This window comes from Microbacterium sp. MMO-35, from assembly GCF_037147555.1.
In the GTDB taxonomy this organism is placed as follows: Bacteria; Actinomycetota; Actinomycetes; order Actinomycetales; family Microbacteriaceae; genus Microbacterium.
Map to the genome: position 1 here is coordinate 43,430 of NZ_JBBCVH010000010.1, position 11,851 is coordinate 55,280.

12 protein-coding genes are annotated in these 11,851 nt (G+C 67.5%); 6 read left to right on the forward strand and 6 right to left on the reverse strand.

All coding sequences use genetic code 11. The annotated features are described in order from the left end of the window. Positions 1-206 precede the first annotated feature (206 nt). On the reverse strand, positions 207-587 hold the full coding sequence (locus tag WFJ01_RS16650) for a hypothetical protein (RefSeq protein WP_336629718.1): 381 nt from the start codon (positions 585-587) through the stop codon (positions 207-209). Between WFJ01_RS16650 and WFJ01_RS16655 the strand changes: the two genes are divergently transcribed. Next, on the forward strand, positions 565-960 hold the full coding sequence (locus WFJ01_RS16655) for a carbohydrate ABC transporter permease (RefSeq protein ID WP_336629719.1): 396 nt from the start codon (positions 565-567) through the stop codon (positions 958-960). The two genes, WFJ01_RS16650 and WFJ01_RS16655, sit on opposite strands and share 23 nt — an antisense overlap. Positions 961-983: 23 nt before the next feature. After that, positions 984-2,183 carry a Gfo/Idh/MocA family protein gene (locus tag WFJ01_RS16660; RefSeq protein ID WP_336629720.1) on the forward strand — a complete coding sequence of 400 codons (1,200 nt, stop codon included), beginning with the start codon at positions 984-986 and terminating at the stop codon, positions 2,181-2,183. 31 nt (positions 2,184-2,214) lie between these two features. Here the strand turns inward: WFJ01_RS16660 and WFJ01_RS16665 are convergent, their stop codons facing one another. Together WFJ01_RS16665 and WFJ01_RS16670 are read right to left on the reverse strand one after the other, a co-directional pair. Continuing rightward, on the reverse strand, positions 2,215-3,339 hold the full coding sequence (locus tag WFJ01_RS16665) for an NAD(P)/FAD-dependent oxidoreductase (protein ID WP_336629721.1): 1,125 nt from the start codon (positions 3,337-3,339) through the stop codon (positions 2,215-2,217). Positions 3,340-3,361: 22 nt separating this feature from the next. Further along, complete coding sequence (locus WFJ01_RS16670; protein WP_336629722.1) at positions 3,362-4,420, reverse strand: Gfo/Idh/MocA family protein; 1,059 nt, start codon at positions 4,418-4,420, stop codon at positions 3,362-3,364. A gap of 201 nt (positions 4,421-4,621) precedes the next feature. Here WFJ01_RS16670 and WFJ01_RS16675 point away from each other — a divergent pair, with 201 nt between their 5' ends. The 3 genes from WFJ01_RS16675 to WFJ01_RS16685 are packed head-to-tail and all read left to right on the forward strand — an operon-like array spanning position 4,622 to position 7,689. After that, a complete protein-coding gene (locus WFJ01_RS16675) occupies positions 4,622-5,638 on the forward strand; it encodes an SIS domain-containing protein (RefSeq protein WP_336629723.1) in 1,017 nt (338 codons plus the stop codon). After that, positions 5,638-6,540 carry a PfkB family carbohydrate kinase gene (locus WFJ01_RS16680; protein ID WP_336629724.1) on the forward strand — a complete coding sequence of 301 codons (903 nt, stop codon included), beginning with the start codon at positions 5,638-5,640 and terminating at the stop codon, positions 6,538-6,540. The genes WFJ01_RS16675 and WFJ01_RS16680 overlap by 1 nt, the downstream gene beginning before the upstream one ends. 39 nt (positions 6,541-6,579) lie before the next feature. Beyond that, positions 6,580-7,689, forward strand: coding sequence for a LacI family DNA-binding transcriptional regulator (locus tag WFJ01_RS16685; protein WP_336629725.1), 1,110 nt, complete (start codon positions 6,580-6,582; stop codon positions 7,687-7,689). On the opposite strand, the gene WFJ01_RS16690 is transcribed toward WFJ01_RS16685, so the two are convergent. The 3 genes from WFJ01_RS16690 to WFJ01_RS16700 are packed head-to-tail and all read right to left on the reverse strand — an operon-like array spanning position 7,680 to position 10,236. Further along, positions 7,680-8,399: a GntR family transcriptional regulator gene (locus WFJ01_RS16690; protein WP_336629726.1), complete on the reverse strand. Its 720-nt coding sequence runs from the start codon at positions 8,397-8,399 to the stop codon at positions 7,680-7,682. The genes WFJ01_RS16685 and WFJ01_RS16690 overlap by 10 nt on opposite strands. Before the next feature lie 30 nt (positions 8,400-8,429). Further along, positions 8,430-9,209, reverse strand: a complete 780-nt coding sequence (locus tag WFJ01_RS16695; RefSeq protein ID WP_336629727.1) for a PfkB family carbohydrate kinase — start codon at positions 9,207-9,209, stop codon at positions 8,430-8,432. Between the two features lie 13 nt (positions 9,210-9,222). Beyond that, complete coding sequence (locus WFJ01_RS16700) at positions 9,223-10,236, reverse strand: SIS domain-containing protein (protein ID WP_336629728.1); 1,014 nt, start codon at positions 10,234-10,236, stop codon at positions 9,223-9,225. 283 nt (positions 10,237-10,519) lie between these two features. Here WFJ01_RS16700 and WFJ01_RS16705 point away from each other — a divergent pair, with 283 nt between their 5' ends. After that, complete coding sequence (locus tag WFJ01_RS16705) at positions 10,520-11,839, forward strand: ABC transporter substrate-binding protein (RefSeq protein WP_336629729.1); 1,320 nt, start codon at positions 10,520-10,522, stop codon at positions 11,837-11,839. Positions 11,840-11,851 lie beyond the last annotated feature (12 nt).

The following is an 11,851-nucleotide window of genomic DNA, read 5'->3' on the forward strand; positions in this document are numbered from 1 at the left end:
CCACGCACCCGAGAACTGAACAACTGCTCGACCCCGCTTCACCCTCATCCATTCATTCATTCATCCTTCCGAACGGAACAGCACCATGAAGAAAATCGGAATTGCGGTCGGCGCGCTCGCGTGCGTCGCTGCGCTTGCTCTGACCGCGTGCTCGCCCCGGACCGGCGGCAACGCGGCCGACGGCAACAGCGGCAAGATCACCCCCATCAACGCGCAGCCGGCCGGCACGAAGCCCGTCGACAAAGTGACATGGGGAATCGTCGAGGGCGAGCCCGCGACGTTGAACCCGGCGTCGGCGGCGCGAGGTAGGTCGCGGTGTCGCCGATGTAGCGGAAGAACGTACCGAACGGGCCCTCGTTGTTGAAAGAGAGCGACAGCGTGCAGATCGCCCCCGACTCCGCCTTCAACTGGATGGACATGTCCATGGCGATGCCCAGCACGGGGTGGATCGGACCCTGGATCGCGTTGGCCTGAACGATCTTTCCGGCCTGGTACGCGAAGAGGTCGACCGTGTGCGCGGCGTGGTGCCACAGCAGGTGGTCGGTCCAGCTGCGCGCCTCGCCCTTGGCGAAGGCGGTTCCGTTCACGGTCCTCCTGCTGCGGCCCTATTTCGCCGGGATCCCGGTGGAGGTCGAGCAGGCGGCGTGGCTGGACGGCTGCTCGCGCGGGCGGGCCCTGTGGCGAGTCGTGCTCCCGCTGACGCTGCCCGGGCTGGTCACCGTCTCAGCATTCAACTTCGTCGCCGGCTGGGGGGATCTGCTGTTCTCGTTCACGCTGCTGACGGACCAGACGATGCAGCCCGTGAGCGTGGGCCTCTACAAGTACATGGGCCAGTACGGCGTGCAGTGGAATGAGCTGATGGCTGCCTCGGTCATCGCCGCGCTGCCGTCGATCCTGGTCTTCTTCCTCTCCCAGCGCTTCCTCGTCGGCGGCGCCGTCACCGGCGCGACCAACGAGTAGTGCATGATCCGTCACGGAGAATCATGACCAGCGACCGCGTTCTGCGCGTCGGCGTCGTCGGCCTTGAGTTCGGCGCCGAGTTCATCCCGATCTATCAGCAGCACCCTCGCGCCGAGATGTACGCGATCTGCCAGCGGACCCGGAGCCATCTCGACGTAATCGGCGACCGGTACGGCGTGGAGGTGCGCTACACCGACTACAACGAGATGCTGCGCGATCCTCTGATCGATGTCATCCACATCAATACTCCGCTGCAACTGCACGCAGATCAGGTCGTGGCGGCTCTCGAAGCGGGCAAGCACGTCGGCTGCACGATCCCGATGGCGACCTCTGTCGAGGACTGCCATCGCATCGTGCGGGCGCAGCGCCGCACAGGGCTCACCTACATGATGATGGAGACCACGCTCTACACGCGGGAGTTCCTCTTCGTGAAGGATCTCTACCGGAACGGGCGACTCGGTGCGCTGCAGTTCCTGCGGTCCTCGCACCACCAGGACATGACCGGCTGGCCGTCGTACTGGGACGGCATGCCGCCGATGTTCAACGCCACGCACGCGATCGCGCCCGTGCTGGGCATTGCGGACCACCAGGTCGAGTCCGTTCAGGCCCTCGGGTCGGGCAGCGTCTTCGCCGGCATGAGGAGTGCCTACGGATCCCCGTACGCGCTCGAATCGACGCATCTGAGGTTCCTGGCATCCGACGTCGGCGCCGAGGTGACCCGGCACCTGTGGGCGGTGGCGCGGCAGTACCGCGAGAGCTTCGACGTGTACGGGGCCATACGGAGCTTCGAGTGGGCTCAGGTCGAGAACGGTCCGCACCGGATCCACCTCGGCGAGACGCCCTTCGACGTGGAGATCCCCGACTACGCGGACCGGCTGCCCGAAGCCGTCCGTCCCTTCACCCGCGCGGGCGTCTACGGGAACAGCGACGAAGGGGACGACCGCACGCACCGCTCGTTCACGCAGGGCGGCGGACATGGCGGCTCGCACCCGCACCTCGCGCATCACCTGCTGATGGCGGCGCTGGGCGAGGAGCCGGCATATCCCGACGCGGTCCGCGCCGCGAACATCACGTGCGCCGGGATCCTGTCGCACGAGTCCGCGCTGCGGGGCGGCGAACGCCTCGCTCTGCCGGAGTGGACACTCGATGACACCCGGCCGGTCGTGGTTCCCCTGACCGAGGATGTGCGTCCGCCGTGGGCGGGGGAGGGCGCAGTCCTCTGAATCGCCGCGGCGTTGCCAGAGCCCGCCCGCGCTACGCGAAACGATCGGGGCGGAACGCCGAAACGAGCGGCGAGATGGATCCGTATGCGATCTCGTCGGCGAGCAGCTCTCCGGCGATCAGTCCCTGGGTGGCGCCACTGTGGGTGAACGCCACGTAGAGTCCCGGGATCTCCTCGATCTGCCCGTAGACGGGTTCGCCATCCGCGGGGACGGGCTTATAGCCGGATCCGATGTGCTCCAGCTCCAGCCTCGGGTGCCCCGCCAGGACACGGCTGCCCTCGTGCAGCAGGCGTTCGACGACGGCGTCCGCGATCTGCAACGACCCATCGTCGGCGATTTCGATGGACCGCTCCGACCAGCCCGAATCCATCGCCAGACCGCCGGTGGGGGTTCGCCGGATCGCGACATGCGGTGTGTTCAGGGTCGTCGTCAGTGCGGTGTCGACGGGTGACGTGAAAGCGACGAAGGCAGCGGGGCTCGCCGTGCCGATGTGCACGCCCAGCTCGTCGAGCTGATGCGGGACGGACGGTCCGGTGGCGAGCAGCACCGCGTCGGCCCGAATCTCCTCACCCTCCGCGGTGCGAACGCCGACCGCGCGCCCGCCCGCGATGATCGGTCGGGATGCCCCGGCATTCTCGATGACGGCGCCGCCACCGTGAATGGTCTGCGTCGTGAGTTCTGCGATGACGGACGGCAGATCGACCCAGCCCTCGCCGGCGTTGACGATCGCCCCCTCGGCGGCGACCGAGGACGGATCGACTCCGGGGGCGACGTCGGAGATCTCCGCGCGCTCGACCCAGCGCGCGTCGTAGCCGCGTTCCCGCTGGATCGCGAAGAGATCGCGCAGCGATTCGCCGTCGTCCTCGTCCGCCCACATCAATCCACCCGTGAAGCGCAGATAGCGTCCGGATTCCGGATGCTGGGCCGCCCACGTGCGCCAGCGGTCGATTCCGGCCGTCCTGATCCGGTAGTACGGCAACGCCCAGTCCCCGGCGGCGTTCAGCCAGGCGAGCGATCGACCGGAGGCGCCGCTGGCGAGGCCGGCCTCGGTGACGATCGTGACGCGCACCCCTCGGCGAGTCAGCTGCGCGGCGGTCGAGGATCCCATGATCCCGCCGCCGAGGACGACGACGTGCTGAGGCTGCTGAATGGTCATGAGGCTCCTTGCGGGGACGGGCTCAATGGGTCGATATCGGTCTGGATCCGCTCGATGAGGTCGAGGACGGCGATGGCATCGGCCGGATCGACCGGGAGGTCGCCGCGGTCGCGCAGCGCATCGGCGAGCCGTCGGTAGAACGCGCCGTAATCGCCGCGTTCGGTGCGGACGGCGTTCTGCGCGCCCTCGACGCCGAGCATTCCCCAGCGGGCAGGCGGGGCCTCACCGAACCCCGGGCTGCGCGGCGAAGCGCCCGAATCGAGTGCAGCCTCCTGGCCGTCCAGGCCCAGCTGGTGTAGCCGGCGATGGAGCCGAGAACCCGAAAACGTGGACCGGGCTGCGGCGCGAGCGCGTTCATCCACAGGTGCGACGTGGTGCCGTCGGTGTGACGGAGCGCGACGAACGCGTCGTCGTCCGCGACGGCGCCAGGTCGTCGTGTCGCGAGTTCCGCATAGACCTCGTCAACGGGACCGAACAGCATCAGCGCCTGATCGATCACATGGGCGCCCAGGTCGTACAGGATTCCTCCGCCTTCGGCGGCACGGGCGCTTGTCTTCCAGGATTGCCGCGGGGCCGGTTTCCACCATTCGAACCGGGACTCGAACCGGGTGATCTCGCCGAGCACGCCCTCGGAGACGAGCCGGCGCACCGTCAGGTAGTCGCCGTCCCACCGCCGGTTCTGGAAGACCGTGAGGCGACGGCCCGCCTGCGCCGCGTGCGCGATGAGGGCACGGCCTTCCGCGGACGTGACGGTGAACGACTTGTCGACGACGACGTCGAGACCGGCGTCGATCGCCGCGGTCGCGATGGGCGCATGGGTGGCCGGCGGTGAGCCGATCACGAGGAGATCGAGATCCGCGGCTCTCGCGAGGACATCATCCACCGTGGGGAGGATGACGGCGTCCGGATGGCGCCGTGCTGCACCGGCGGCGCGGTGGGCGTCGCCGGTCACGATCGCGTCCAGCGAGTAGTCGGGCGAGTCCGCGAGGAATGGGCTGTGGAATACCCGTCCGGAGGTGCCGAAGCCCACGACCGCGGTCCGGATCGCACCGTTGCCGTTCGGCGGCTGGCGCTCACTCATGGCATCGCAGTCCTCTGCTCCTCGGTGATCCGGCGCGTATTGAGACCGGTATCAGTCACCGTAACCCGACTCCGCGCCCGGCGTCAAAGGGTATCCCCTTCGACCAGGCGAGGCGAAGCTTGTCCGACAAATAATCGTCACTTGACCGAGCAACGCGGATGTGAAAGTCTCCTCGTGGTGATACCGGTCTCACCATCAAGAATGAGCGATGAAGGGAACCCAGCCGTGCTCAAGTTCAACGAGGAAGAATTCACAGCCCAGGTCGCCAGCGCCGTGGCGCTGCGTCCGCAGATCGAGGCGCTGGTCGCGCAGCTCGGAGACGGGGTGAAGAACGTCTACTTCCTCGGCGCCGGTGGATCGTATGCCGAGATGATGCCTTACGCCCTCCAGCTCCAGACGACGTCCACCCTTCCGGGCACCGCCGCCATCGCGCAGGAGTTCATCCTGGCTCCCGACACCGCCTTCGGAGAGGGCTCCCTCGCCGTGTTCGCATCGGCGACCGGGTCCACGCCCGACGTGAACAGCGCCATCGAGTGGGCCAAGCGGCGCGGCGCCGTCACGGTCGGGTTCACCGGGGAGGCCGAGAGTCCGTTCGCCGCTGCGCTCGACCACGTCTTCCTCTCCGGCGCGCACTCGTACGACATTCAGCTGCTCCTGCTCACCACGGGTCTGCTGCACCGTCGTGGCGAGTTCGACGCGTACGACGCGTTCGCCGATCAGCTCGCGCTGCTGCCGTCGCTGCTGGTCGACGTCGCGAAGAAGGCCGACCCCAAGGCGAGCGTGTTCGCGAACAAGCACAAGGACGTCGAGTACCTGTTCGTGGTCGGGTCCGGCAACGTCTGGGGCTACGCCTACCTGTATTCGATGTGCGTGCTGGAGGAGTGCCAGTGGCTGCACACCACGCGTGTGCATGCGGCCGAGTTCTTCCACGGCTCGCTCGAGCTCATCGAGCGGGACACCACCACGCTGCTCTTCTACGGCGAGGACCAGACGCGTCCGCTCATGGACCGTGTGCGCAACTTCGTGGAACAGTATTCGGATGATGTCACCATCTTCGACACCGCCGATTACGCACTGGAGGGGATCGCCCCGGAGTTCCGCGCGCTGCTCTCGCCGCTCGTGATCGGCACGGCGGCCAGCCGGCTGAGCAAGCATCTCGAGCTCATCCGCAATCACCCCCTCGACGTGCGTCGCTACTACCGCGTTGTCGAGTACTGATGGCCGCTGCCGTGAAGGTCCTCGGATTCGGTGACAACGTCATCGATCGCTTCGTCGACCGACAGGTGGACTACCCGGGCGGGAACTGCGTCAATCTCGCGGTCTTCGCCCGGCAGCGGGGAGCCGATGCGGCATACATGGGCGTGTTCGGATCGGATGCGGAGGGCGCCTTCCTCCGGTCCGAACTCGCCGGCATCGGCCTCGATATCTCGCATTCGGTCGTGCGCGACGGTGAGACCGGCATCGCCATGGTCGAGGTGGTCGACGGGGACCGTGTGTTCCTCGGGGGCAACGACGGGGGCGTGACCGTCCGCGAGCCGATCATCCTGGACGAGGCGGACCTCGCCTACGTCTCGGGCTTCGACCTGGTGCATTCCAGTGTCTATTCGAGTGCGGAGCCCGAGCTGCCGGCGCTCGCCCGCACCGGGGCGCTGGTCTCATACGACCTTTCCAGCGAAGATCATTTCCGCTCGGCGGAGTACCTGGCGGGCGTGGCGGCGCACCTCGACCTCGCTCTCCTGTCATGCTCGCACCTCACCCGGCCGCAGACGGAGCAGGTTCTTCGGGAGGTCGTGGCGCGCGGCGCGCGCCTGGCCCTGGGCACGCGCGGAGCATCTGGGTCGATCCTCTTCGACGGCCTGCAGTTCCACCACGCCGCAGCGGTCCCGCTCGATGACGCTCGGCCCATCGCCGACACCATGGGATGCGGAGACGCCCTTCTCGCCGCGTTCGTCTGCACGATGCTCGAGCACGGCTGGCGGAAAGGCGTCACGCCTCCACCGGCCGCGATCGGCGCTGCGCTCGCGGCTGGTTCGGCCTTCGCTGCCGAGCAGTGCTTCGTCGACGGTGCCTTCGGGCACGGGCGTCCCTACTCGCCCGTCGGTGCCGCGGCGGGCGAGTAGCGTAGAAAGGGTGTTCCGCATCGGCAGAAGGGGGGAGTGATGCGCTCCGAACGATCCCGGCCTTCGACGTCGCCCACAATCGCAGAGGTCGCCGCCGAGGCGGGTGTCGGCAAAGCGACCGCCGCGCGAACGCTCGGCAATTACGGAGCCGTGAGCCCGCAGGCGCGCGCGCGCGTTCTCGCGGCTGCGGAGAAGCTGCGCTATCGCCCGAACAGCCTCGCGCGCAGCATGACCACCGGCGTCACGCACACGCTCGGTGTGATCGTCGCCGACATCAGCAACCCCTTCTTCGCCGGCGTGATCCGCGGCATCGAGGATGCGTGCGACGCGACGGAGTACACGGCGATCGTGCTGAGCGCGGACGAGAAGGTCGGGCGAGAGCAGGCGGCGCTGGGCGTGCTCATGGACAAGCAGGTCGACGCGATCATCCTCGCGTCAGCCGCGCTCCTGCCGCGCGAGACCACGCACATCCTGGAGGCGATGAGTCGCAGGATCCCGATCGTGCTGATCGACCGCATGGTGCCGGGACTCGACCTCGACGCGGTGGTCATCGACAACCGGGAAGCCGCCCGCAGCGCTGTTCGCGACTTCATCCAAGCCGGTCACCGGCGGATCGGTTTCGTCTGGGGCCCCGCGCTTCGGCGTCGACCGCTCAACCGGGAACAGCTGCTCGCCGCCGCCGACACATGGCTCTGGAGCGAGGCGGAACGGCTGCGAGGGTACGTCGACGCCCTCGACGAGGCGGGGATCGGGATCGATCCGCTCCTCGTGACGCGGAGCGATCACAACGAGGAGTCGACTGTGAGCGCGGTCGGGGCGATGCTCGCGATCACGGATCCGCCGACGGCTTTGCTGACCACCGAGACCGACGCCATGGTCGGGGCTCTGCGCGCGATCCGCCAGCGTGGGCTCCAGCACCCGCGCGATGTCTCGCTGATCGGGTTCGACGACAGTTCGTGGGCGAGCGTCATGGGCCCGCCCCTGACGATGATCGCTCAGCCGATGGTCGAGCTCGGACGGGCGGCGGCACAGCATGCCTTCGCCCGGATCGGCGGCGATGACGGCGAGCGAGTCGTCCAGACGATCCCGACGACGCTGATCTCGCGCTCCTCCGTCGCGGCGCCTCCCGATACCGGGGGTCAGCGCTGACGGCGCACGTTGAACCCGATCGCCGCGCCCCGGTGGTAGTCCTGCGCGAGCACGACGCGCCGGCCTGCGCGGGTCACGCAGGTCTCGGTGATCAACAGCCACGGTCCGAGACCGGTCAGGCGATGCCTGCGAGCGATCTCGATCGGCAATTCGACCGCGCTGATCCGCGCGATCGATGAGGTGATCTGCTGACCGGTCGCCTCCAGGGCGTGCGTCAGCGGCGCGGACCAGTCGCGGTGCTCCAGAGGGCCGGGGAGAGCATCGCGCAGCACGTGGTCGATGCTGAACACGAGCGGCTCTGCGTCGCCGTAGCGCAAGCGGGCGACGCGGATCAGCGCGGTGCCCTGCGCGACCGCGAGGCTCTCCGCCTGCCGTGCATCAGCGCCCACCTCGGTCACGGAGAACACCGACGTCGTCACGTGGTATCCCAGTTGAGTGAGCATCTCCGACACACCCTCGTAGCGCGTGATCGGGCGCTCCACGATGGTCCCGGCGAGCGCGGAGACAAAACGGCCTTTGCCCTGCACCGCTTCGACGAGGCCCTCTTCCTCCAGACGTTTCAGCGCCTCGCGCACGGTGGATCGAGCGACACCGAACTGCTCGGCGAGCCGGGCCTCCGTCGGCAGGCGATCGCCCGGCCCCAGCCCGTCGTCCACGATCATCGCGCTGATCGTCTGGCGCAGGGATGGTGCTGACGACGGCGTGCTCACGGCATCCATTTTGTCATCCCGGCAGCGGGGTCATTGCGGGAAGCCGCCCAGATGGGTGCACGCACGTGCGGCGGTCTGCGCACCGGAGTCCAGTGCCGTGTCAACCGGGGCGCCGACCGATCGGGCGGCTGCGAAGCCCGCGATGAAGGCGTCGCCGGCGCCGGTCGTGTCGACGACGTCGATCGGAAGCGCCGCGCACCGCCAGGTGCGCTCGCCGTCGGTCGCGAGGGCGCCCGCCGCGCCTCGCGTCACGACGGCGAGCGACGCTCCTCCGGCGAGCGCCCGCCGTGCCAGGTCTTGGGCCTGATCCTCCTGCTCCCCCGCGGAGCAGAAAGCGACGTCGAGCCCGGCGAATCCCGCAGAGACCGCGCAGTCCTGGCTGATGGTCCGACGCCCGGGGCGAGATCGCAGGCGCTGCACGAACTCCGGCGCATTCGGCAGCATGCCGATGTGCACCCACGCGTGCTCTGCGATCCGGTCGAGCTCCGCATCGGTGGGTCGATATGCGGCGGTCACGCCGAACTCTTCCCGCTCGAACACCCGATCGTTCAGTGCGGTCAACCGGATCTCGGTCACGGCGGTGACGCCGGGAACGGTCGTGAGGCCGTCGGCGTCCACGCCGCGAGCGCGCAGAGCGCCTGCGATCAACCGGCCGTCCTCGTCGTCACCGACGGCCCCGAAGTAGGAGACAGGCGCGCCGAGCAGCCGAAGCTGGACGGCGACGTTCAGCGCGTTTCCGCCGACCAGCACCGGCCCGTCCAGATAGCGGTCGATCGTGTTGTCGCCGACCACGGTGTATCGCGCACCCATCGTCGAAATGCTGTCAGTAGTCCAGCCGACGGTAGTACCGCCGGGTCGTCAACGGGTGATCGCGCAGCACCTCCAGATGCGCGCTCACTCGCTCCAGCACTGTCGCGACCAGCACATGCGGGATCAGCGCACGCACCTCCGGCGAGATGCCGGGAAGGACGAACTCGGCCGTGTCGATCACCGTCAGCCGGTCCGTGACCGAAGGCACCCACCGCTCGACCCGCTCGGCCAGGGCGCGCGAGTCGTCGTCGCCCTTGAACAGGATCACGCTCACGCCCGGTTCGACGAGCTCGAGGGTCCCGTGGAAGAAATCCGAGGCGTGCACCGGGCGGGTGCGGATCCACTGCATCTCCTCGAGAATGCAGGTGCCGTAATACCACGCCTCGGTCCACAGCGGGCCGGCGGCCGTCAGGATGTGATACGGGTCGTGCTGGATCGCCTGGGCGATCTCCTGCGCTGTGGGCTCGAACGCCTTCTTGACGTCTACCAGGAGCGAGGGCAGCGTCTGCAGCTCGGCGATCGTGGCATCCACGTCGTCGGCGCGGCCGAGCGCCCTCAACACCGACAGGGCGATCACGAGGGACTGCAGGTAGAACGACTCCGACGAGGTGTCATCCTCGGCGAACGCCGTGAAGGTGTAGTCGGCCTGGGTGGCGACGGGGGAATCGGCGTGCGCGGTGAGACTGATCACCCGCGCGCCGCGCTGTTGCGCGTATTCCAGGACGGCGATGGCCTCACGCGTCGTGCCGGATAGCGAAGGGATGACCACGATCGAGCGCTCGCCGAGATTCACCGACCCGACTGCGACGAGCTCTGCGGCGTTCTCCAGATATACGGGGAACTCGCTCCGGCGGGAGATCAGCTGTGCCGCCGGTTCCATGAGCTTGCCCGCCCCCCCGGCTCCCAGGAAGAACAGGTTGTTCGCGCCGTCGGCCAGCAGCGTCTCCATGACGTGCTGCAGGGGTTCGCTGAGCGCGAGCGCGCCGGTCTGGATGCGAACGAAACGTTCGGTGTCGAAATTGAGCAAGAGTCGTGCCTCCTCGAGAATCGATGTAACTGTTGTCAGACAAGAGTCTGAGTCATCTGATGAATTTAAGTCAAGATGTGGGAGAGCTCTGTTGCTCGGGATTCTCGAAATTTCCGCCAAACGACGGGCCTGACAGCGCCGCAGGAGGGCGTCGAAGCGGCGCGGTCGGACGTGCACCGCGGGAACCGTTACATTTTGATGATTGACACCGGTCTCAATGCCTGCCTAGAGTGCCAGCAACCGCGGCGGCGGCCCATACCACAGACAAGAAATGAGTCCGAACATGAGAGTACGAAGGCAAGCGGCAGTTCTGGCGGGCGCTCTCGGCGCCGCGCTGGTCTTCAGCGGCTGTTCCGGCCCTGCTACGGGCGGCGGCACCTCGTCGGTGGACCTGAACAAAGTCGACTATTCGGGAACCATCTCGATGGTGAACAAGTTCTCCGATCCGTCGGTCGCGAAGTACTTCCCCGAGATGGCGAAGGAGTTCGAGAAGGCACACCCGGGAGTCACCGTCAAGGTCCAGCAGGAGTCCGACCAGGGCTACAAGGACAAGATCAAGGTGCTGGCGTCCTCCAACAGCATCCCGGACATCTACTTCTCCTGGCCGGGCTCGTACGCGAAGCAATTCGTGGACGCGGGGCTCGCGCTCGATCTGACCTCGGCCATCGGCAAAGGCACTTCCTGGTACGACTCGCTGGTTCCGTCTGCGGTCGGCGCGGGTGAGTACGACGGCAAGAACTACGGCGTTCCTGTCGACCTCGACGGGAAGTTCATGATGTACAACAAGAAGATCTTCGCCGACAACGGGCTCGCCGTGCCGACGACCTTCGATGACCTCCTCAGCACCTGCAAGACCTTGAAGGCGAAGGGCATCACTCCCGTCAACTTCGGCAACAAGGACGGCTGGCCGGCCCTGCACTTCGTCACGCAGCTGAACGCCTACAACGTGCCCTCCGCCACCCTCGCGAAGGACTACTCCTCGCCCAAGGGAGCCTTCACCGACCCGGGCTACGTCAAGGCGCTCGACCAGTTCACCCAGCTGATCAGCCAGTGCACCACCACCGGCACAGCCGGCAACGGCATCGACCACACCGACGCGCAGGTCGGCTTCGGGGCCGGCAAATCCGCCATGATGTACCTCGAATCGCTCGAGATCGGCCTGCTCAAGGACACGCAGGCGGACAAGGACGGCTTCGGTCTGTTCCAGCTTCCGGTCGCCAGCGGCGCCAAGGGCGAGGCCGGTGCGCTCGTAGGCGCTCCGGACCTGTTCATGGTGAACCCGAAGTCGAAGAACCCGGCGCTCGCCGTCGCGTTCCTCAAGTTCGTGGTGTCCAAGGAAGGCGCGGCGAAGCTGCCCGACCTCATGAGCGGCTATCCGAGCCCCGTGAAGGACTCGCTGGACACCGCGACCACGCAGCCGCAGATCGTCGATGCGATGGACAAGCTCGGCAAGGCGTCGAGTCTCGCGATCTGGCTGGACACCGTCGCGGCGCCCCAGGTCGCGCAGGCGTACCTCGCCGGCGGCGAGGCGCTCGTCGGTGGCACCGGTACCCCGGAGAGCGTCATGAAGTCCGTGCAGCAGGCTGCTGCGGGATCGAACTGATCAGGCTCCGTC

What these genes read in the sequence shown, in the direction of transcription:
- WFJ01_RS16660 (WP_336629720.1), top strand. Translation starts at nt 984, where the DNA reads ATGACCAGCGACCGCGTTCTGCGCGTCGGCGTCGTCGGCCTTGAGTTC.
- WFJ01_RS16705 (WP_336629729.1), top strand. Translation starts at nt 10,520, where the DNA reads ATGAGAGTACGAAGGCAAGCGGCAGTTCTGGCGGGCGCTCTCGGCGCC.
- WFJ01_RS16680 (WP_336629724.1), top strand. Translation starts at nt 5,638, where the DNA reads ATGGCCGCTGCCGTGAAGGTCCTCGGATTCGGTGACAACGTCATCGAT.
- WFJ01_RS16670 (WP_336629722.1), bottom strand. Translation starts at nt 4,420, where the DNA reads ATGAGTGAGCGCCAGCCGCCGAACGGCAACGGTGCGATCCGGACCGCG.
- WFJ01_RS16665 (WP_336629721.1), bottom strand. Translation starts at nt 3,339, where the DNA reads ATGACCATTCAGCAGCCTCAGCACGTCGTCGTCCTCGGCGGCGGGATC.
- WFJ01_RS16685 (WP_336629725.1), top strand. Translation starts at nt 6,580, where the DNA reads ATGCGCTCCGAACGATCCCGGCCTTCGACGTCGCCCACAATCGCAGAG.
- WFJ01_RS16695 (WP_336629727.1), bottom strand. Translation starts at nt 9,209, where the DNA reads ATGGGTGCGCGATACACCGTGGTCGGCGACAACACGATCGACCGCTAT.
- WFJ01_RS16675 (WP_336629723.1), top strand. Translation starts at nt 4,622, where the DNA reads ATGAGCGATGAAGGGAACCCAGCCGTGCTCAAGTTCAACGAGGAAGAA.